Annotated in this window: 11 protein-coding genes; 2 read left to right on the top strand and 9 right to left on the bottom strand. The window is 59.2% G+C overall.

The window, feature by feature from the left end; translation table 11 throughout:
• Nucleotides 1–103: 103 nt before the first annotated feature.
• The 5 genes from CRI94_RS06910 to CRI94_RS06890 all read right to left on the bottom strand — a co-directional run bounded on the left by CRI94_RS06910 (nucleotide 104) and on the right by CRI94_RS06890 (nucleotide 7,023).
• Nucleotides 104–2,617, bottom strand: a complete 2,514-nt coding sequence (locus tag CRI94_RS06910; protein WP_179862193.1) for a DUF4623 domain-containing protein — start codon at nucleotides 2,615–2,617, stop codon at nucleotides 104–106.
• Nucleotides 2,618–2,820: 203 nt separating this feature from the next.
• A complete protein-coding gene (locus CRI94_RS06905; protein WP_098074955.1) occupies nucleotides 2,821–3,609 on the bottom strand; it encodes a class I SAM-dependent methyltransferase in 789 nt (262 codons plus the stop codon).
• A gap of 23 nt (nucleotides 3,610–3,632) precedes the next feature.
• Nucleotides 3,633–4,148: a hypothetical protein gene (locus tag CRI94_RS06900; RefSeq protein WP_098074954.1), complete on the bottom strand. Its 516-nt coding sequence runs from the start codon at nucleotides 4,146–4,148 to the stop codon at nucleotides 3,633–3,635.
• Nucleotides 4,149–4,336: 188 nt separating this feature from the next.
• Nucleotides 4,337–6,691 (bottom strand): TonB-dependent receptor, encoded by a 2,355-nt coding sequence (locus CRI94_RS06895; protein ID WP_098074953.1) that lies wholly within the window; start codon nucleotides 6,689–6,691, stop codon nucleotides 4,337–4,339.
• A gap of 74 nt (nucleotides 6,692–6,765) precedes the next feature.
• Nucleotides 6,766–7,023, bottom strand: coding sequence for a hypothetical protein (locus tag CRI94_RS06890; protein ID WP_098074952.1), 258 nt, complete (start codon nucleotides 7,021–7,023; stop codon nucleotides 6,766–6,768).
• 311 nt (nucleotides 7,024–7,334) lie between these two features.
• On the opposite strand from CRI94_RS06890, the gene CRI94_RS06885 reads away from it, so the two are divergent.
• Nucleotides 7,335–9,503 carry a PAS domain-containing hybrid sensor histidine kinase/response regulator gene (locus CRI94_RS06885; protein ID WP_098074951.1) on the top strand — a complete coding sequence of 723 codons (2,169 nt, stop codon included), beginning with the start codon at nucleotides 7,335–7,337 and terminating at the stop codon, nucleotides 9,501–9,503.
• A 54-nt stretch (nucleotides 9,504–9,557) separates the two neighbouring features.
• On the opposite strand, the gene CRI94_RS06880 is transcribed toward CRI94_RS06885, so the two are convergent.
• Nucleotides 9,558–10,484, bottom strand: coding sequence for a glycerophosphodiester phosphodiesterase family protein (locus CRI94_RS06880; protein ID WP_098074950.1), 927 nt, complete (start codon nucleotides 10,482–10,484; stop codon nucleotides 9,558–9,560).
• Between the two features lie 535 nt (nucleotides 10,485–11,019).
• On the opposite strand from CRI94_RS06880, the gene gyrA reads away from it, so the two are divergent.
• Nucleotides 11,020–13,743, top strand: coding sequence for a DNA gyrase subunit A (gyrA, locus tag CRI94_RS06875; protein ID WP_098074949.1), 2,724 nt, complete (start codon nucleotides 11,020–11,022; stop codon nucleotides 13,741–13,743).
• 119 nt (nucleotides 13,744–13,862) lie between these two features.
• Here the strand turns inward: gyrA and CRI94_RS06870 are convergent, their stop codons facing one another.
• The 3 genes from CRI94_RS06870 to CRI94_RS06860 form a co-directional block, all read right to left on the bottom strand.
• Nucleotides 13,863–16,268, bottom strand: a complete 2,406-nt coding sequence (locus CRI94_RS06870) for a S8 family serine peptidase (RefSeq protein ID WP_098074948.1) — start codon at nucleotides 16,266–16,268, stop codon at nucleotides 13,863–13,865.
• Between the two features lie 176 nt (nucleotides 16,269–16,444).
• Entirely contained in the window at nucleotides 16,445–18,364 is a 1,920-nt protein-coding gene (locus CRI94_RS06865) for a T9SS type A sorting domain-containing protein (RefSeq protein ID WP_179862192.1), read from the bottom strand.
• Nucleotides 18,365–18,769: 405 nt separating this feature from the next.
• Nucleotides 18,770–21,772 (bottom strand): S8/S53 family peptidase, encoded by a 3,003-nt coding sequence (locus CRI94_RS06860; protein WP_098074946.1) that lies wholly within the window; start codon nucleotides 21,770–21,772, stop codon nucleotides 18,770–18,772.
• Nucleotides 21,773–21,931: the final 159 nt, after the last annotated feature.

Raw genomic sequence — 21,931 nt, 5'->3', positions numbered from 1 at the left:
CATTCATACCCACACACGTTCACACCTTCACACCTTCATACTTCCACACTTCCATTCCTCCACACGTTCACATCGCGCACGATGGATCGCATCGGACTGAGTGTCACTTCACGATGCGGATCGAACCTTCTGCCGTACGCTCACCAGCCTTTACACGATAGAGGTATGCACCGCTTGCCAGGTTCTGCACCGGGACCGTGAACGTGCGCTCCCCACCTCCGATGCGCCCATAGTCGCGAGACAGCACGCGCCGCCCCAGAATATCGAATACCTCCACGCGGACAGCAGATGCTTCCGTGAGCGAGACGTCGATACGAACGCTTTCGCTCGTTGGATTTGGGTAGGCTGTCGGCGTCTCCCACTCCTCTTCCGACGCCTCTGTACCCGACGCAGCCAGTCCGTTCACGGTGCTGGTGGAATAAGCGGCAAGCCCGTTGTTCGTCGCCAGTACGAAGATGGTGAATGTCCCGTCGCCATTGCTCTTCACCGCAACGTCGCCGGTTCCATTCGGGTTATCCGCACCGCCGAGCCAGGGTGTTTCATCCTGGAGCGTAGCGCTCGAGGCCCCATCGGTCACGTCGACGAGGCGCAGCTTGCCGCCGTGCGCGCTCCCGCTAACGTAGTCGTACGCCGCCGCGTACTTCCGCATGGACGGCCCCGAAAAGTCGGCGTATGTCTTCAGGCTGCCGGTCGTTGACGGAATGACCGATGCAGGAACAGTGCCTCGCTGCGATCCGCTGTCGTTATACGACCCAGCCCCAACGCCCGCGGAGCTGAGAAAGAAGTACTGGCTGAACGCTCCCACCGACGGGGTCGAGCCCATCGAGCCCACCGTAATCGTGGATGCCGTAAACGATTGCCCGTTCGTGGACGTGGCGAAGCGAACGACGTTGTTGCTTCCACTCCCCGGCGCCCAGATCTCGATCGAGTTGTCGGCGGTGGAACCGGTGACGGTGATGTGATCGCCGAGACGAAGCGCTGCGCCGCTGTACGAAACCACCTCCGTGGGCGTGTCGGATTCGCTATCCCATCGGTACACCTTGAACGCGCTCTGTGAGGCATCGGTGGTAAGATTTGCAGCGAAGAGGACGCCGTCGGACGAGGCTTCGATATCGTTCAGCGCATACACTCCTCCGGAGATGCCAGAGGTCGACAGCGTGGTGACATCGGCACCGTCAGAGGCGCGCATTACTTGAACCGAGAGGCCGCCGGTTCGGCTCACGGCATAGACGCGCTCTTTGCCGCCGACAACGCCATACGCCAACCCGCGCTCCGTGCTTGCCGTACTGGAGAACCACGAGGGACGCCCACCGGATGCACCGTTCCGCTGCCAATCGCTCGTAAGCGTGACGGACCCGCCGCCATCAAGAATCGTGTTTGTTTTCGAAATCACGGTCGGGATCTCCGTGTACAGATTATCTCCAGGGCAGGCCGTCGCGGATACATCCCGGTGGCCGTAGACGTTATCGACGGTGCCGCCGTAACCGTAATAGTAACTGGCCGAACTCGGGTCGATGCCGCGACGGTCTGCGATCCACGCGAAGAGCTCTGCGAAGCCGTCCAGCATCGCGTTGGTCGGCGTCTGGTCGTACGGCGCGTGAAAGTAGCCGAGCCCGTCCACACCGACACTTCCGGTGTTTGCACCATCGTGTGCACCGACGATGTCAGACCCGTCGTCGCCATCTTCTCGGCCCTGGAAAATGTGACCGGTCTGGCAGACGACGTAGTTGTAGCCGATATCGGTCCAACCGTTGGTGTACATGTGGAAGTCCTGGATCCCGCGGACAGCGGCAGCACACTCACTCCAGGTATCTGCATTACCGTCGGACGTCGAAGCGCTGTGATGCATGCCGAGATGATCGGCGGTGTAATAGCGGTATCCGCCGCTGGGAGCCTGCGCCCCCCACTCACTGCGCGTGTAAATGCGTGGCTTCGACACGGCCTTCGCCGGGTTGGCGGACTTCATATCCTGTTCGATCCGCTCGTTGTACGCGTCATTCTGTTCGGCACTCGGCTCGGAGGGGCCGCCGGTAGAGTTGACCAGGTACATCGAGATGCGGTCTAGCTGTGGGGTGTCGGCACCGCGCTCGAGGGTGACGCGAAACTGAACGTACCGGCTACCGAGCTCGGTGAGCACATATCCGGTGGCCATGTCGCCGGCGTACGGATTCGGCTCACCCGTGCGCTTGATCGTCGGTTCGACGGGCGCCGCGTGTCCGGTCGGGGTCCAGCGCGTCCAGGATGAGCCGTCCCGGCTGGTGCGCACCTCGACGTGGATGTGGGCGTCGGACGGCGTCTCGGCTCGCCAGTGCGGTGCAAGTCCATTAAAAGCAAAGGGCGCCTCGATCACCGACGAGGTCAGAGTCGCCCGATCGACGTTGCTTTTGAGCGATACGCGATCATCAACCCGGAGGCCGGGCTCCGACTTTGCCGCCATCTGTAAGTCTTTTGCACCGAGGTCGAGATGATGTCGCTGAACGTCGTCGCTAGATGGGACCGCCTCCTGCGCGAAGGCATGAACTGCGGACCCGGCGAAAAAGAGACCCATTAGCATGAAAAAAGCCGTGGCAAACGCCGTCGGCTCGGTCGAGGAATGCCGTAACAAGAAGCGATGCATGTGAATGCAAAATCGATTCGCGGAACAGAACGCAGACGGCGACAAGGTGGACATCCCGATCGCCGCCCAAAGAGATTACCACCTCTCGCCACCCTCAACCAACCCATACAACGCGTATATTTCAAGACAGAATCTTTTACAAAGATAAACCACGATCTACGAATATACGCCGACAGACTCTTTCCCACATCCTTGGTTCAATCCTACGGCGTGTGTTTGCGCGTCGGGTTTTTCACGACGATAAAATGCTGTTGCGGCAGCATGTCGAGCGTTTTCTCCCATTCGAAGCCGACGGCTTCCATCTCCCGCTTCACCTGCGCCTCGGTCATCGTGTGTAGCTGCTTGATCGGTACCGAGGGATCTTCCTGTCGGTACTCCACCAGAACAACTCGTCCGCCCGGGACGAGGCTCTTGCGAAGGCTCTGCATCATTTCCCATGGGTACGCGAATTCGTGGTATGCGTCGACCATGAGCACGACGTCGATGGAATCGGCCGGTAGCTTTGGATTGCGTTCGGTGCCACGAACGAGCGTGACGTTGGAGATGGCATCTCTCTTGATCCGTGCACGCATGACATCCAGCATCTCCGGCTGAATGTCGACAGCGAACACGCGCCCTTCCGGCACACGAGGAGCGATGCGAAAAGTAAAATAGCCAGTTCCCGCTCCGATGTCGGCAACAACGTCGTCCTGGTCCAAATCGAGACTGTCGACCACAAGCCCCGGTTGTTCCTCCGATTCACGATCCCCTCGTTCCAGCCAATCTGCACCGCGATGTCCCATCACCTGAGAAATCTCCCGTCCCATGTACACCTTTCCGATCCCATCCCGGCTCGGCGCGGTGCGCGTGTACACGCCATTGGATTGTGCCGACAGCGAATCTGGTTGCCGCCACTGCTCATTATCGGTGGAGACGCGGCACCCTGACCAGGCGAGAAGCAAGCACAGCAGCGAGATGAAAAGTTGCGCTTGTCCGCGTTCGATTCGGCGCATAAGGAAAGAAGATCGTGGCCGAGTTATGGTGTGGGCGTCGACTCTGCTTCGCGTAGGGCGCAATCGCTCAAGGCCCGATCAATAAACGCCCGCAACTCCACCATCTGCGACCGGCTCAGTCGCTGGCCGATCCACGCCGTTCCGTAAACAAAAGCAGCCAGTATGCCAGCGAATGGAATCACCCACAGAGCGGTCGCACTCATTCCGAGACTCATCTGCGACGTCCCGAAAAGAAGTGCAATAATGCCACTAAAACCGAGGATCGCGTACGCTGCGACGTACATCGTCCACACGGACGGACGCGGGGCGAAGAGCCCTCGGACGAGCGTACCATCGCGGTGGGACTCAAAATCGAGACTGAGCTGGGGCGACCAGAAATGTTGGTCCTCCTCCCGCACGTTTAGGATGGCGTGCTGGTCGTAAAAATTGCCCGTGCACGGCGCCTGTTGCTGAATAACTTCTCGTTTCAGGTAGCGGATAACCTTGGCCGGAGCGCATGGGATGACCTCCTGAAAGGTCGGACGGATCTGGAGTGACATGATCGGGGGACGGTACGGACAACGAACAGAGCGAGCGCCATGTCGCGAGGTCGACCGCTAGCAATCGGCGAGGCGCTGAGGGCAACCATGAAGATACGTTCAACCCGCCCCGAATACAAGCAACAAAACCTCTCGAACCGGCCACCTTTCCAACCTGCCGCCCCTGCCCACCGTTACGCCTCACGTTTTCAAAAAGAGACGGTAAGCGAAAGGTTCGGAAGGGGCACCGGGATCTGTGGGACGATGTTGCGCTCGATCGTATTTCCCTGCGTCGGTTCGAAAATCACAAACCAGATATTTCGACGCCCATAGACGTTGACAACCTGCATCCGTGCCTCATATGTGCCGACTCCGAAGAAGTCACCTTTTCGACGAACGCCGAGATCGAGACGATGATATGCCGGAAGTCGAGAGGCATTGTACTCGGCCTGAAAAACATCACGGGGACGACTCAGCGTCGGATCGTCGACGAGCTTGTAGTACCCGCTCGGTTCGGTGTAGGCCTGCCCGGTCGCGTAGGTAAAAACCGCCGTTGCACGCCAGTTTTCGGATACATCGTACCGCAGTACGGTCGTCAAGTCGTGCAGGCGATCGTATTTTGGCGAAAACGCCCGTCCTCCCTCAAAGCGGTCAAACTCACGTCGTGTGCGGCTGAGCGCGTAACTGATAAAGCCGTTGACCGTCCCGGCGTCCCGGCGAATCATGAGCTCTGCACCGGCGGCGTATCCGTTTCCGAAACGGAAAACCTCGGGATAGTCGAGCCCGGTGTAATCGGTGTACAGTCGGTCGAATTCGAAGAGGTCGCGGAGCGTGCGATAGTACAGTTCGAGGTCAACCCGAAGATTGTCCTTCGGCTCCGTCTTTACTCCAGCTACGAACTGGTCACCGTACGCGGGCGGGACCTGATCATCCGTGGTGAGCCAGAAGTCGAAGGCTGAGAAGAGCTCCGTCGAGGCGGCCGTCAGGTACTGGTAATAGCGCCCGTATCCCGCCTGAAGCCAAAGCCAGTCGGAGAGTCGATGCTCGAGCGAGAGTCTGGGCGCAAACCGAACGTTTTTCCCCTGCCCAAAATAGCTCGCTCGCATCCCACCTGTGAGCGTCCAGTCGCTCGTAGGGCGGTACGTGTCCTGCAGATACAAACTGCCGTATGGGGTGCGAAAGCTCGGGCTGTAGTTTCTATCACCGTTGAAATAGTTTCGCAGCCGCGAGACGAAACGGCCGGCCCGGAATCCTGCCTCCACCGTGTGGTCGCCGGCCGAGAGCGTAGCTCGGGCGTCCGTGGCGAAATCGAACACATCGTTGTCCCGGACGAACTGGGTATTTGCGATATCTGCCCGAGGATCGGCGAAGTAGTGTGATCCCGTAACGGAAAGGCGCGTCGTCAGATTCTGACCGATCACACGCCGCCACGATACCGTTCCAGCACGATTCCCGTATCCGATATCGAACACGACGTCACGTAAAAACGGAAAATCGAGCTGGTCCCGTCCGGCGTAGAGGGAAACGAACAGCTGGTCGCGCTCCGTAAGATTCACACGGGTCGCAACATTGATGTCCCAGAAGTAGAATCCTTCCGGGATGTCTTGTACCTCAGCTGCCTGCAGGCCTGAGAGCAGCGGTTCGATCGTGGATCGCCGGGCAGCCGCCATCCACGTTCCGGACCGACCGCCGATTTCGTACGGGCCGGTGCCATATGCTCGCGACGCCAACAGTCCCAGGCTCGCTCCACCGCGCGTTGCACTCTTCTCGCCTCGCCGATTCGCGATGTCAACGACGGCCCCGAGTCGCCCTCCATACTGCGCCGGGTAGCCGCCTTTGTACAACACAACATCCCCAACAGCGTCCGGGTTGAACGTCGAGAAAAATCCAAAGACGTGCGTAGGATTGTAAATCGTCGCCTCGTCGAGCCGGATGAGCGTCTGATCGGGAGAACCTCCCCGAATGTACAATCCGGTCGAGAAATCCGAGGCGGACTTGACGCCGGGCAGCAACTGAAGCGTTCGGAAGAGATCGGGCTCCAGCACCGTGGGTAGATTTTGCACGTCGTCCGGCGTGATCGTCTCCGTTCCCAGCGCACGTTCTTCTACACGACGCCCGGTAACCATCACACCTTCCACTTCCATCTCCACCGGGCGAAGTTCGACGCGTACGTCGAGCCGCTCTCCCCTCTGCACGTTGATCTCTTTTCTCGCAGTCTCAAACCCGACGTAGGATACGAGCAGCGTCTGCGCTCCCGTAGAGACATCTCGAAGAGTAAATCGCCCGTTGTCGCCGGTCGTCGCCCCTCTATTTTCGCCTACAATGAGCACGTTTGCCAGCGAAAGCGGTGCTCCCGTCTGAGCATCAACGACGACGCCTGTGACGATCTCGTCCGATGATGTTTGTCCAACAGCCCCCGGCGCTGGGAGAAAGAAATGGATCAGCGTAAGCGCCAGTAGAAGGGTTATCGAACATAGCGACCAGTCGGTGCGACCACGAACATCCACCTGCTTGCCGGAAGACGCGTTTGCACGACGGAAAAATGTTGGGAAGGCGACTTCCATATGGTCGTGATGGCGAGAGATCCCCCCTGTAGGGCGGAATGAGCTTTTTTCAGTCGATGATGGTCCGCGCCAGTTCAGTCCGCACCGGTTCGGATCTCATAAATCGTTCGATGTTTGACAGCATCGCCGAACATGCTCAGTCCTGCATTCAGCACGACCAGACTCAGCGTTCCCGTGACGACCCAGGGCCACGTTCGGTCGCAGGTGGCCTTCTTCAGCGTAGCATGTCCGAGAAGGCTCGCTCCAAGTCCCACGCCCAGCAGCCCGAGCGGTGCTAGACGTTTCCACGTGTTGTAGTTTCGGACGACATCGGCAGACTCGCGATTTGACATGCGACTTCAGGCATTGAGAATTAAAACCATCGGATGTCAATACCTACACGCGTACAGGTTCGTTCGGCCTGATCATCGATCCTCGCTCCGCTGACATACCTTTTCCCAAGGTGTGACACATTTTCTTGTGGCGTGGACATGTGACTATCCGCAATGGCTTGCATATATTTAGAAAAAAGTGTGACGGGAAAGGACGCTCTGTACCGCCCTCTCTTGTAGCTTTGGCTTTAAGGGCCCTCATAGGGCGCGGTGTATCTTTATCAGGAGCATAACTTCCGGTTTACGTATTTCCTCCGCGAGCCCATTTCATCATGGATGCCAGCGCCCCCAGCTCGGACGCCCGTCCTCCCGGCGCGGCCAACGGGAACGACTCTGATGAGCCCGTCGATGACGACGAAACGTCTTCTGAGGCGAGCAATCGCAATTCGTCCGCCGTCGAGTCGGACAATCCTGCGGCTCTGCGGGCTGAAATCGACTCGCTTAAACAAGAGGTCCAGAGTCTCCGCGAGGCCGCGAAGCGATATCGGTCGTTGGTCGATCTGACCACAGATGCCGCGTATGATCTTGAGTTGACGCATGGGGATTCCGACTCACCGACGTTCAAGCTGACGTGGGCCTCCTCCTCGTTCTCCCGAATGATTGGAATCTCCCAAGGACGTCTGCTCGCGGATGGTGACTGGCTCGATCACGTTCATCCGGCCGACCGCATGCTCGTCCGCCGCCACCGAGAGCACCTCGCCAGCGGCTCGCGAATGGTGACCGAATACAGAATCCAGTCGCGGTCCGACCATGTCCGGTGGGTATGCGACTACGGACAACCGATTCACGGTCCGGGTGGGGTGCGTCGCGTTCACGGCGCCCTCCGTGAGATTACGTTTGAGCGCCGCTATGACCAGGCCATGCGGGCCAACCGGATGAAGTACAAGCATATCTTCAACCAGTCCCCGCTCGGCATTTTACACTTCGATGCGAACGGATGCATCACGCAGTGCAACAACAACTTTGTTCGGATCATTGGCTCTTCGCGTGAGCAGTTGATCGGGCTGAACATGCTCGAAGATCTCCACGACTCGAAGATGATCCGAGCGGTCAAAGACGCTCTTGAGCACGGAAGCGGGGCCTACGAGGGGGATTACGAATCCGTCACGGCGGACAAGGTGACGCCCGTCCGCTGCCTGTTCAACAGTATCCGATCGGAGGCCGGTGAGGTGATGGGCGGTGTCGGCATCGTGGAGGATATCACCGAACGCCGTCGGTACGAGCAGCAGCTCATCGAGGCTCGCGACGAGGCAGAAACGATGAACCAGTTGAAGTCTGCCTTTCTCGCCAACATGAGCCACGAAATCCGCACACCCCTAACCGCGATTATCGGATTCGCAGACATTCTCACCGACGAACTCCCGAGCACGCAGCGTCGGATTCCGCAGCTCATCGAGCAGAGCGGAAAACGACTCCTGGATACGCTCAATTCTGTGCTGGATCTCTCCATGCTGGAATCGGGCGAAATGGAGCTCAACCTCCAGATGATCGACGTTCCGCAGCATGTGGAGGATCACGTCGACCTCATGCAGCCCCTGGCCGACAATAAAAACCTGACGCTGCGTATCGAGCGGCTCCCGGAATCGCGGTATGCCATGCTCGATGAGGGCGCCCTGGACCGCATTCTTTCGAACCTCATCGGCAACGCGATCAAGTTTACCGATAGCGGCGAGATTACCGTCGTCGTTCGAGACGCCCCCTTCCCCAACCCAACGCCGTTTTCAGACGACGAGGATGAGCAGGAGGTCCAACCGTCGCCCAATGGCGGCATCGAGATTCGCGTCAAGGACACCGGCGTCGGAATCAGCGAGGAGTTCCTACCGCAGCTGTTCGATGTGTTCAAACAGGAAAGCGCGGGGATGAAGCGGACGCATGAAGGGAGCGGCCTCGGGCTCGCCATCACCAAACACCTCGTGGATCATCTCTCGGGACAAATCAGCGTTCGGAGCAGCAAAAATAAAGGCAGTACGTTCGTCGTCACCTTTCCGACGGTACGAGGCGCGAATGGTGCCGAACCGTCGCCCCACTCCAGACTCGCACGACATCAGCAGGGGCACCGCATCCTGGTCGCGGAAGACAACCCCGAGACGCAGGCGCTCATCGACCGAATTCTCTCTACCTACCACGACGTTACGATCGTCAATGCAGCCGACGACGCGCTGCAGGCCGCACAGGAGAATCGCTCCTTCGGCAAAGCCGCCTACGATGTCATCATCCTCGACATCAACCTGGAAGGGGGCGGCAGCGGACTGGACCTGCTGCCACAGTTGCGTGCCCTGCCAAATTATGCGCAAACCCCAATCATCGCGCTGACAGCGTTTGCTCTCTCGGGCGACCGGGAGCGCTTCATCGAGGCCGGCTTCGATGCCTACCTCGGCAAGCCATTCACGTCGGATCAACTTCTCGACATGGTCGATCAGGTCCTCGCCTCCGATCGGTAGCAGCCACCACGATCAGGTGCCGTAGGCGAGATCGGCAGTAACCCTCCGCACCTGCTATCGTGCCCACGAGGGCAGCACCGCGACGGCCCGGTCGGGATAGTCCGTGATTAGACCGTCGACCCCCAGCTCGACGAGCGCCGTCATTCTCGACGGATCGTTTACGGTCCACGGAATCACCTCCATCCCGCGGCCATGCGCCTCCGTCAGCAACGCATCGGTCACGAGCTCATGGTCCGGACTGTAGATGTCGGGCGTAAACGGCAGCATCTCCAGGTTTCCGGATACGCCATTGTCTGCGGACGCTGCCACCAGTAAGGCGAGGCGACCCGGATACTGCCGCGCATGAGCGACGATGAGCGTTCGTGGATCAAACGACTGCAGGGTCGCTCGCCTGGACACACCATTTTCGTCGATGACACTGAGGACCGCATCCGTAAACTCCTCCGGTCCCGGTGTGAATGTCCCCTCCCACTTCGGACGGATTTTCGTCTCGATGTTGTAAAAGACGGGTCCGCGGCTGTGATTGGCAGCGTACGCCTCTGCCATCTCGATGACGTCCCCGAGCAACGGCTTCTGCGCGGGCTGCCGCACCTGCTCCGGAAAGCGCGGATGCATGCGCGTGCCACAGTCGTACGATTTCACCTCGTCGTACGTCATTTCGTAGATGTTATGCTCACGCTCCGTCCCTTCTTGCACCGGCGTGCCGATCGGCTGCGTGCAGATGACATTGGACATCCACGGTTCGTGCGAGACGACGACCTGGCCGTCTCCACTGATCACGACATCCAGCTCCAGCGTGGTGACGCCGAGGTCGAGAGCCTTTTTGAACGCAGGTATCGTGTTTTCCGGCGCGAGTCCCCGTGCTCCGCGATGCCCCTGCAAGTCCAATCCGTCTGGAACGAGCGCCGAGGTGTCGGCCGCGCGAGACGCACCGTGATCCTGCGGGGTGTACAGTGGCGATCGTTGGGTCGGAGAAAGCATAACGAGGGCCAGCGGCAGAAGTGAGAGAGCAGTCGAAAAGCGACTCAAAGTCATATTCGGAGAAGCGTCGGCATCATTTCGTCGAAATCGGGACGACACGTGGCATCGACATCAACTTCGATGACGCGATGTCGGTCCATTCTAGGCGCGCATACCGTTTCTCATGCCCTGAGCGCCCCACGGTCGTGCGACGCTTCCACCGGGCGACCTCCGTGCCATGACGGCGCCCGATCCATCCGCCAAACAGGCCATCTCTGCATGAAAATCCACCCGTAAGGGAAACCCTTTCGTCGTTGATTTTGCGCACCCTGTGAAACCTCTACGGAGGCCCCTTGAGGAGGCCATTCAGGGCGCTCAGAAGTGGAGTTTCTCCCGTCTCAATGGTACATTACTGTGATAGTGAAACGCGCACGCTGCCCGGGAGATCGGGGCTAACGTGTTCCGCCCTGCCAGCGAACGAGAGCACGGAGCGGACACGCCGAATCCACGGAGCAACCGGGCGCGGGATGAGTGCCTGAAATAATCTAAAGCGAGCATGGTAGCGGAAGAAAGCCGCATCATTCCGATTAATATTGAGGAGGAGATGAAGTCCTCCTACATCGACTACTCCATGTCGGTGATCGTCAGCCGCGCCCTACCGGATGTGCGGGACGGCCTCAAGCCGGTGCACCGTCGTGTGCTGTTCGGCATGAGCGAACTCAACCTGACGGCTGGAGCTGCCTACAAAAAGAGCGCTCGTATCGTCGGGGAGGTGCTGGGTAAGTACCACCCTCACGGCGACTCGTCGGTGTACGACACGCTCGTCCGCCTGGCGCAGGACTTTTCGATGCGCTACCCGCTCGTGGACGGGCAGGGCAACTTCGGCTCGATCGACGGCGACTCGGCTGCAGCGATGCGGTATACCGAGGCACGCATGACGAAGATCGCCGAAGAGATGCTGGCCGACCTGGACAAGGAAACGGTCGACACGCGCGAAAACTTCGACGGCACGCTCGAAGAGCCGACGGTTCTCCCAGCGGCTTTCCCGAACATGCTCGTCAACGGCGCGGACGGCATCGCGGTCGGAATGGCGACGAAGATTCCGCCGCACAACCTTGGGGAGGCCATCGATGCGACAGTAGCGTACATCGACGACCCGGAAATAACCATTGACGGCCTGATGGAGCATCTTCCCGCTCCGGACTTTCCGACGGGAGGCATCATCTACGGCTATTCCGGCGTCTACGAGGCCTACCACACGGGCCGCGGACGCGTCGTCATGCGTGCGAAGATGCACGTGGAGGAGGTCCGCAAGGGTCGCGAAGCTCTCGTGATCACGGAGATTCCGTACCAGGTCAACAAGTCGAGGGAGCTGGAGCGGATCGCCGAACGCGTCCGCCAGGACCGGATCGAAGGCGTGTCCGACCTCCGCGACGAGAGCGACCGCAACGGTATGCGCATCGTTGTGGAGCTGAAGCAGGACGCGGTGCCGGACATCGTCAAGAACCAGATCTACAAGAACTCGCGCCTGCAGGATACCTTCGGCGTCAACATGGTCGCCCTCGTGGACGGCCGCCCGAAGGTACTCACGCTCAAGGACGCGATTCGGCACTACGTCAATCACCGGCACGAGATCGTCGTTCGCCGGACGGAGTACGACCTGCGGAAAGCGCAGGAGCGTGCTCACGTGCTGGAGGGCCTTACGCTCGCGCTCGACAACCTCGACGCGGTGATCACCATCGTCCGCCATTCTCCGGATACGGACGCCGCTCGCGAAAACCTGATGCTGGGCCGGTATCCGTCGCAACTCACGGAGGATGACCTCCGCGAACTCGGCGTCCCGCTGATTCCGCCCGTCGAAAGCGACAAGTCGCAGACGACGGTCAAGGACATGCTGGACGATGAATACGAAACCCTTGCACGTCGTCCTCAAGAAGGACACTGGCTCACGGAAGATCAGGCGCGTGCGATCCTTCGCCTCACGCTGAGCCGCCTTACGGGCTTGGAGCGGGAGAAGATTGCCGGTGAGTACCGCGACATCATCCAGGAGATTCAGCGCTACCAGAGCATCCTCGGTAGCAAGGAGCTCCGGATGCAGATCATCAAAGATGAGTTGCTGGAAGTCAAAGATTCGTTCAACGATGAGCGCCGCACGGAGATCGACAAGACCGGTGGCGACATCATCATCGAGGACCTGATCGAGCGGGAGCACGTCGTCGTGACGGTCACCCACCAGGGCCTCGTGAAACGGACCAGCGTGGACGAATATCGCTCTCAGGGCCGCGGCGGGGTCGGCATGCGCGGCTCGGGCAAGCGTGACGACGACTACATCGAACACCTGTTCGTTTGCCACTCGCACGACGTATTGCTCTTCTTCACCGACCACGGCCAGTGCTACTGGCTGCGACCGTTCGAAATTCCGGAAGGAAGCCGTACAGCGCGGGGTCGCTCGATCCGGAACTACATCCAGATCGACAAGGAGGACAGCATCCGTACGGTGCTCAACGTCACCAAAGATGACTTTGAGGATGAGGATTTCCTCACGTCCCACTATGTCCTGATGGCCACGCGACAGGGACAAGTGAAGAAAACGGAGCTCGAAGCATTCAGTCGTCCGCGTACCGACGGCATCATTGGAATCTCCATCGAGGACGGCGACGAATTGCTGGAAGCCGCACTCACCGGTGGAGAGAACACGGTCGTCGTTGCATCATCTGGGGGCCGCGCCGTTCACTTCGACGAGGAAGACGCCCGCCCGATGGGTCGAAATACGCGTGGCGTCCGCGGCATGCGTCTGGAGGACGGCGAGGAGCTGGTCGGCATGATCAGCGTTCCGCCGGAAGCCCGCGACGATGTCGATGTCCTCGCTATTGCCGAGAAAGGATATGGCAAGCGCACGCACCTGGAAAATTACCGCGTCCAGGGCCGTGGCGGGAAAGGCCTGATTACAATGAACTGCACGGACCGCACCGGACAGCTCGTTGCGATCAAAGGCGTATACAACGGCGAGGATCTCATGATCATCACCGAAAATGGGATCATGATCCGTACGTCGGTCGACGAGATCTCGACGATGGGACGCAACACTCAGGGTGTCCGCGTGATCAACCTCAAGGATGGCGACTCCATCGCTGATGTCACCCGCGTCGTGATCGACGACGAGGCAACGTCAGGCGACGGCGCTGCTGAAGAAGCGGACGTGACCGCCGAGGGCGACGACGCAACAAGCGAAGCTGCATCGGAGGAGCCAGGCGCCAATGGCCAGGCAGATGACGCCTGATCTGTCGCGTCTATGAGGTATCTACATGAAGAGGTGGAAGCGACCGGGTCGCTTCCACCTCTTTTTTTTGCTACGACGTCATGTACAGGTGCTATGAGTGGCCTTCACACTCGCTCGGTTCACCGCAGGACCGTCACAGGGACCACTGTTTCGAACGTCTCCCCAATGATGCGAATGAAGTGCTGCCCGCTCGCTGTCTGACTAACGCGATTGACCTGAATGAGTGAGGGCTGGCCTGCTCGCAACCGTCCCGTATAGACCGTCCGAATGTATCGCCCGAGCACATCATACATCGCCAAGACGACGTTCTGCGACTGACTCGCCGTCAGCTCTAGTCGAAAGGAGGAGCGGGTCGGATTCGGAAACGGCTGCTTCGTGACGACAGCCTCACCCTTAACGGAAACCATGACCTGTGTTTCTGGTCCGCGAATCTGGTCTCCGCTTGAGGTGGTCCACGTGAGCCGGAAGGTGTGCGTCCCCGGGCGTACATCCGAAATCGCCTGCTCATACGCCCCGCCTCCCGAACTGGGCACCGACGCAATCTCGTTGAACGGTTGACCGACGTAGCTCTGTTCGACACGGTACGTATCAATTCCAGCTGCCTCTTTCTCCTCCCACGACACGATCACACGTCCGCCGGGCGCACGTTCGGTCGCCCGTGCTTGAAACGCGCGCACGGGGAAGGCCGAAACGGTCACCTGATCGCCCCTGACCAGACCGGTGCCGCTGAAGAAGTCGAATCCCTGCGCATCTTCTCCCGCAATCGTCGTTTCCACGTCATCGCGGGTGCTAGAGATATCTTCGGCGGAAGCAATGATGGCGCGCTTCACAACTTCAGCAGTCGCGTCTGGACGTCCAGAGCGGATAATCGCTGCCAGGGCGGCCACATGCGGAGCGGCGGCCGAGGTGCCAAAAAAGTTCGGAAAGTCGTCTCCATCATTGAGCGGTTGACCGAAAAAGGTCGTGTTCGTGCCATCGGGCCCCGTCACGTCCGGTTTCTGCCGTACCACCGGAGGAATCTCCTGTCCGAGAGCATCGAACAGAACCGGTGTTCCCCCTACCGCAGAGAACGTGTGAACGAGCGGGGCGGTGAGATCTCCATTTGCCTCCGGCGTATCGAACCATGCCGTCGCCCCCACGGTGATAGCACTTTCAGCATTCGGGTGGCCATACAGACTCGGCGAACGGGTCGCGTATTCCTCGACGGATATCTCTCCCCGTTGCTGGAACGGAACGTAGCGAATTCGCTCCGGTGCGGGCCCTGATATGCGCTCGATGACGAGGCCAAACTCCGTATCGTCCGTGCCATCCCCATCTGCGTCCACACTGAGATCCTGAACGTTGATAAACTCGAACGGGTCGCCACCGACATTATCCCTGCGCTCCGGTTGGACAGACGGAAGGAGTCGACCCCGCTTGTCTACGAGGTAAATTTCGAGATCCGATATCGCAGCTGGACCTCCCGTAGAGGCATAAGGCTGCGACCATTGAAAAGCGATCTGAAACTGGCTGTCGTCCGAAATTGAAATCTGCTGAATAGGATCGACATCGGGGCCCGGGTCAAAATCGTGCATTTCTCCGCCGAGCGGCCCCTCGGTCCCCGACCCGCGAAACGGGCTCTCGAACGCGTCCCGCCCCGTGTTGCCTGCTGCACTTACGTAGACGACATCATCCTGCCGGACGACCTCATCGATCGCCCTTGTCACTATCCCATCCTGATACGCCGGTTCGTTTAAGTACAGAATATCATCGACAACGACCCGTGATCCAGAAGCAGCGAGACTACGGATCGCATCTGCGAAAGCTGCGCGGCCGCCCGTCGCCGTATGGAAGGCAAGGTCCGCACCCGGCGCGACATCATGAACAATCTGCATCATCGCTCGGCCCTCGTCGCTCGCCGGCGTGCTCGAATCCTGAAGAATCTGGACACGCCCGCCTCCGGGCAGATCGCCGGTCGACACGTCATCGCTCGCCGTCGCCTGACCCGGCTGGGAGCCGTCGTAGTTGTCATACGAGTCGGAGAGGACGCCCACGACAAGACCCTGGCCGCTCGTTCCGAGTGCGGTGCTCAACGCCTCTGTCTCCATCACCTCAACCCCACGCGACGTCACCGACCCCGACTGCGCCACCATCAGCGCGGGATAAATGGAATGCACGCCATCGATTGCAACCGCGTTGGGCAGCTTCCCGACAGGCAACCAGCCGGTAATCAGGCGGGCGTTCGACTGGACGCCCCTCATCCCGAGCGAATGAAGGCGTGCCGCGACCCGCGAGCGCTTGCCAACCTCGGTCACAATCTCCACGCTGACCCTACCAGCGTGAACGGAAACCAGCGCGGGTCCCTCCCCAAATGATGCCGCAGACTTTCCAGCAGACGTATATTTCTGATATGCGTTATAGAGCGACCGAAGACTGGAACCTGCCGGACCAAGATCGTGCTGTGCGTGAGATAATTCGGGCACGAAGAAAACCAACAGAACGACCAGCGTGGACGCGAGCTGTCGATACGACGAGGGGATCGGCATGAATCGACCGAGAAGTGAGAAGAACACAGAAGGTGCGACTCACGGGATGAATGTCCACGTTGTAGCCATCCGCAGACATACCCGGTCGAGAGATATCTCAACCGGGCAGCCCTAGTCAGCAGGATCAGGCCAACGGCACGATCGCACGGTGACCAATCGGGACAAATCGAATGCGCCTAGCGCGTAACCGCCATGCGTTGCGTCCGGGCGAATGTCTCCCCCTGAACGCGGACGAAATAAACGCCGCTGCCAAGATTTCCAACGGGAATCTGTAGCGTTTTCGACGAGGACGCGCGCATCGAGACACGCTCGTCATAGACTTTCTGCCCGAGTGTATTGTACACCCCAACGGTCACATCTTGCGCTTCATCTGTCGAGACAACGAGTTGCGCCTCTGCCATTCCCGACGAGATCGGATTGGGATTCGGCCCAGTCACAAAAGCATCTCCTTTAAACTCGATATCAACCGTCGTGCTCGGGCTCGTGATCGAATTTCCGCTGCCGTCAACTGCCCGGACCCGATACTTATAGGTGGCTGGATAGATACCGGTATCCGTAAACTCCGTGGCGCTTGCTACTCGACCGACCGGCTTGAATGTCGAGTCAACCGTTGCTGCGCCCGTGGTTCGTTCGACGACATACTCGTATCCAGTCGTAGATGTGGGAACGGCCCAGTTGAGCGTAATGGTCGACACGAGGTCTCCGCGCTCCAGAGCGCCCTCGATATCGGTGAATCCAATTCGAGCGGTCGGCGTCTCTTCGACGGCTCCAGTTTCACCATTGCCTTTCTCATACTTCAGTCGATATGTGTAGACGCCAAGACCAACCCCGGAGTCTTCGAACGTGGGTTCTGCGTTACCGGGAAGCGTCGCTATACTCTGAAAAGGCCCGTCAAAGGCGCGACGCTCGACCGTATAGGAAGCAACGTCCGCGGTTGAACTCACGAACCAGCTTAGCTCTACCGTTCCTTGCGCAAGGTCCTGAGCCGAAATGGTAAGATTCAGCGGAGCTGCGATGTACTCCAAACATCCCGGTCCGAGCGGCCAGCCCATGTCCCGTAGACTGCCACACACGACCGGGCCCGGCTCGCGCGCAAGTTCTCCACTCCCAATCTGAGGCGTCATGAGCGCATTTTCCGTACCTGCCGCGTACGTGCTCTCGTCGAGATGACTCAAACTTGATCCTCCCTGCCACGGAGAGGGCGCATACAGCACGGGTGGCTGCGGCCCGTTCGTCAGGCTCGCATTCCCTGTTGCTAGCTCACCACTAAATCGAACCTGCTCCGTTGTTGCCTCCGTTGCGTCGACGGTAAGAGCATCTCCAAGTGACGGTGAGTCGTTTTGGAAGCTAAGCATGTCGACGGCCGTATCGGTCTGCGGATTATACTGGACAACCTGCTGGTCGTACGTGCTTGGCCGTCCCGTACCGAAGCCCCAGCATGCAGACCCGGTGCCACCATTGCAGGAGTAACTTCCAGAACCTGTGTTGTACGAGAACGTCGAGGCGAACTGAAGACCGTGCCCAATCTCGTGCAGAATGACACTCTCGAAGTCGATCGCACCAGCCGGCGGTGGCCCCTCACCAAAGTGCCAATCCGAACGGCCCTCGTTGAACGATGCAAAAATCTCCGGATCGTTCGACGTATGGCCAGCAGCCGGCGCGAAGTTTTCAACGTTGTCCCCGCGGATCGCCTCCAGGATATTGACGGCAACGACGAGTTGCTCACCATTAACATCTCCCAGAACGTAGGCTGGACGCGCGCCACCGAGAACAGCCGGATTTTCAAAGGTCTCGAACGTCGCATCGATCAGAATCTCGACCGGGGAGTCAAGATGCCGAGCCCACGTATCCACGGCGCGCTGGAAAGCATCCCTTGCGTCCGGGTTCGCGTTAAAACCTGGCCCGTAGTTGACGTTAATCGTCGCCGTCGCTTTCGACTGGTTCTTTGCCCGTGGGACGAAGGTTGACTCAACCACATCGCCTGCTGTCAACCCGCAGGTCCACTCGATATCCGGTAAAATATTGTTCGAGACCTTCCGAGCATTTTTCAAGTCCGCGAGTCGATGTTGCTGCGCGAAAACATCCTGAGAACTCATCAACAGCAGAAGGCAAATCACACCGACCACTGTACAGAAAGGCGATCGGGATACCACGTTAATCTTGCTCATGGGTGTGGGGAGCTCAAAAGACAACGAAGTGGGATCAAGAACGAACCCTGCCACAATAGACGGAGGCTCATTCCCACGGGGAAAACAGAACTGGCACATCTTGTAGACAGATATGCCCAGACGCCTTGGTACGACGACGGTCTTTCCAGACCAAGAAAAGATAACGGAATGTAAGCAGCAATGCGACCGACCCCGCTACGTTTCCGTCACGAATGCACCTCGATTCGTTGATAACGCATTTCTTCACACGAGCGGTTCTCCGGCTTTTCCGTGGAAGAGCGAATCCGAACACATCATGGGAATGCTGACAGCTAGCATCCATGTCACGGCTCTCTACCGTACGCGTACGAATTTTCGAGTTTCGCTGAAGGTCTCGCCTTTCACGCGCACGAAGTAAATCCCGCTGGCCAGATCGGCGCTGTTCACGGAGATCGTTTGCTCGGATCCTGGGTTGATCGCCCCATCATGCAGGACGCGCACCCGCTGGCCAAGAACGTTAAATAACTCCGCTCGGACCTCCTGCTGCTTCTTCACCTCAAGCGTGAGAGTGGCGCGGTCGCGAACCGGATTCGGTGCCACCTGTGACAGAACGTATGGCTGCTGCAGCCCAATCACGACGGTCGTCTCCGGGCCAAGCGTGCTGGTGCCATCTACATCGACCTGTCGGAGGCGGAACCGATGCGTCCCCGCGTCGCAAGCTCGCGTCGTGTAGCTGTATGACTGACGCTCGCGCGTCGTCCCTGCCCCGTCGACGAAACCGATGCGAGAAAACGATCCGCCTTCTCGTGCGTGTTCGACGACAAATCCGTCGTTCGTCGCCTCAGACAATGTATTCCACGTAAGGATGACCCGGTCTTCATCGACGTGTCCGCTGAAGCCTGAAAGTTCGACGGGAAGTTGGCCCGAGACCTCGGTGGATGTCACGATGGGACGAATCCGAAGATCAGACGAGACACCGTCCCACGTGCCTCCGGAACGAATCGACGAGCGGCCATCCACAGATTGCGTTGAACTGACCAACTGGAGATCATCACCGGATGCAGCCGACACAACGATGTGATAGGGTGTGCCGGCCTCCGGTTCGAATCCGGCCCCGGCAAAATCGACGTAGTTCCACGAGTAATTCTGCACGCTACCGGCTGGCGTCGTCACCGTCTGCGACACCTTCTGATCGGGGAAACCACTTCCGTCGTCGGACCAAACCTCGACCGAGATGGGGCCGGTTACAGCGTTGCTCTTGGCGGTATGGAAGAGTACACCACTCAGCACACCGGAGGAAGAGGCCTCAAATCGAACGGCCACCGGCGCACTCCCAGCTGAGATCGGTGTTTCGCTACTGCTCCAGTCGTCGTACGCAATGACCTCTCTCGAATACGATGCCGAGGCATCGATTACGTAGTTCATTGCTCCGATCGCATCGAGCTTTCCGAAGCCCCACGTATCGTTCGGTACAGATCCGGTAAACGCGTCCGTGGACGCACCAGATTGAAGTGCCTCCCGAATCTGCCCGGACGTAAGCCCTGGATTTTCCTGTAGCAGCAAAACGGCCGCCCCCGCTACGACGGGCGCAGACATGCTCGTCCCCCTGCTGAACCGGTGCTTTCCACCATCGGCAACGTAAAAACCGCTCGTCGAGTAGTCCGAGGAGTACGACGACGGCGTCATTTCGCCCGGGGCAGCAACGTCTGGCTTTGTCTGCGAAACGTTGCGCAGCGGACCGACACTGCTGAAGGAAGAAACATCGTCACCACGATTCGGGGATCCCCGATCGACTGTATGAAGGCAACCATCGCTCTCGGAGCACCAGACCCACTGGTGCACGTACGACCCGGCCGCAATCACCTCAAGGGCGGAGCCGGGCGAACCAATCGTAAAGGCACCGTCCCCGGCAGGGAGCGTGGTGCCCACACCATCACGGTACCGCCAGCCGTGATACGAGGCCGAGGATGTCTCGTTATTGGTAATCTCGATCGTGAGGGTACCGGCCGTTAACGTGTCCGACTCTTGCGTACCTTGCTCCGCGTCCGCAAGCTGGAAAACAACTTCGTAGTCTCCATTTTCCTGGGATATCCCCTGGAAAAACTGGATCTCACCCTCCGGCGTATCGACCGAATTGTTGCTTCCGAACGACATGGAGCCGGTATGGCCATTCGGCGTCGTCACGGTAAAGTCGACGTTGGGCACTCCATCAAACCAGAAGTCGATTCCCAACACGTCGTTGTTCGTCCCGGGTTCGGGCTCATACGTACCCGGAATATCGACTTCGATCGTTTTCGACGCCCCTCCAGCGATCGTACCCGTCAGGTGCTGCCCGTTATCCGCACTGTTTCCGGCACTCGCAATCGCCGCTCTCCCGGGAGCAGCCGTCGCCCAATCGGACAGACCGATGTCCTGATCGAGCGTCCCGTCGTGCGGGCCGTAGTCCGTTCCGAGGCTTAGATTTGCAACCACTGGCATTCCGTTCGACGTCGCAACGGTGCTGCAGTAATTGGCAGCGTCGATAATGCCTGTCGAAGAGAAGTCTGTTTTAACGACAATCATCGACGACTCGGGCGCCATTCCAACGTACCGTCCTTCAGGGTCGGCTCCGCCGTTGCCCGCCATCGTGCCGGCGACGTGCGTTCCGTGACCGGATGTGTCCTTCTGGCGGATATATCCGGCCGGCGACCCGTCGATCTCGTCTTCAATATCGGCCTTCGTGTACTCCACGCCATAACTGTAGGAGGTCGGCGTAGACTCGCCCGACTGGGCCGAGAGCGTCTGGTCCCAGATCGACAAGATGCGGCTCTTCGATGGGTCTGCAATCTCGCGAAAGTCGCGATGCGTGAAATCGACCCCGCTGTCAATGACGCAGGATGCAACGCCTGCCCCCGTGTAGTTCGTGTTGTTCAGTCGGCCGTTGTTCAACGCGCGGATCCCGGACAGACCCGCAGCCTCGTCGTTATGCGGCTCATTTTGAATTGCAGCATGGATGGCTGACACGTCGTCCCGCCGCACGAGATCGACCATCTGTCGGGGGGTTAGTCGTGCCGTACTGACACGAGACAATGCCGTCTGAATCGGCATTCCAGCTGCTCGCAGAGCCTCACCCGCGGACGTGCGAAGCACGACGCGGTACCGCGCAGGTGCATTCTTTCGAGCATCCGTGATGGGCGCGACCGCCGGCGCCTGGTCTTGCGGCAGCCCAGCCGAGGGCACCGCATGGGCCACAACGGACCGAAGACGACCGTCCAGCTTCGCCACCTGCTCCGCCGTCAAATCCTGACCGGCGGCCGGGCGAAGGCCAACGAACACCCCAAGAACGACAAGTAGAAAAACTGTAGCGAATCGCTTCATACGCACAGGTTAGAGACAGTCAGGCAGAAGAATCAGGCGAATTCGACGGTGACATCGGCCGGTTCTCCGTCGAGGAGATTGCGGAAACGGAAGAGATCTGCGCAGCGTCGCGAATCTGTTTCATCGTCCATCTCGCTGTTACAATCCCCTCCGTCACCG

Source organism: Longibacter salinarum, from assembly GCF_002554795.1.
GTDB lineage: Bacteria > Bacteroidota > Rhodothermia > Rhodothermales > Salinibacteraceae > Longibacter > Longibacter salinarum.
Note: the sequence above shows the minus strand (reverse complement) of the source record. Positions and strands in the feature narration are given on the sequence as shown.

Coding starts and splice junctions, on each gene's coding strand:
- CRI94_RS06910 (WP_179862193.1), bottom strand. CDS start 2,617: ATGCATCGCTTCTTGTTACGGCATTCCTCGACCGAGCCGACGGCGTTT.
- CRI94_RS06905 (WP_098074955.1), bottom strand. CDS start 3,609: ATGCGCCGAATCGAACGCGGACAAGCGCAACTTTTCATCTCGCTGCTG.
- CRI94_RS06900 (WP_098074954.1), bottom strand. CDS start 4,148: ATGTCACTCCAGATCCGTCCGACCTTTCAGGAGGTCATCCCATGCGCT.
- CRI94_RS06895 (WP_098074953.1), bottom strand. CDS start 6,691: ATGGAAGTCGCCTTCCCAACATTTTTCCGTCGTGCAAACGCGTCTTCC.
- CRI94_RS06890 (WP_098074952.1), bottom strand. CDS start 7,023: ATGTCAAATCGCGAGTCTGCCGATGTCGTCCGAAACTACAACACGTGG.
- CRI94_RS06885 (WP_098074951.1), top strand. CDS start 7,335: ATGGATGCCAGCGCCCCCAGCTCGGACGCCCGTCCTCCCGGCGCGGCC.
- CRI94_RS06880 (WP_098074950.1), bottom strand. CDS start 10,484: ATGCTTTCTCCGACCCAACGATCGCCACTGTACACCCCGCAGGATCAC.
- gyrA (WP_098074949.1), top strand. CDS start 11,020: ATGGTAGCGGAAGAAAGCCGCATCATTCCGATTAATATTGAGGAGGAG.
- CRI94_RS06870 (WP_098074948.1), bottom strand. CDS start 16,268: ATGCCGATCCCCTCGTCGTATCGACAGCTCGCGTCCACGCTGGTCGTT.
- CRI94_RS06865 (WP_179862192.1), bottom strand. CDS start 18,364: ATGAGTTCTCAGGATGTTTTCGCGCAGCAACATCGACTCGCGGACTTG.
- CRI94_RS06860 (WP_098074946.1), bottom strand. CDS start 21,772: ATGAAGCGATTCGCTACAGTTTTTCTACTTGTCGTTCTTGGGGTGTTC.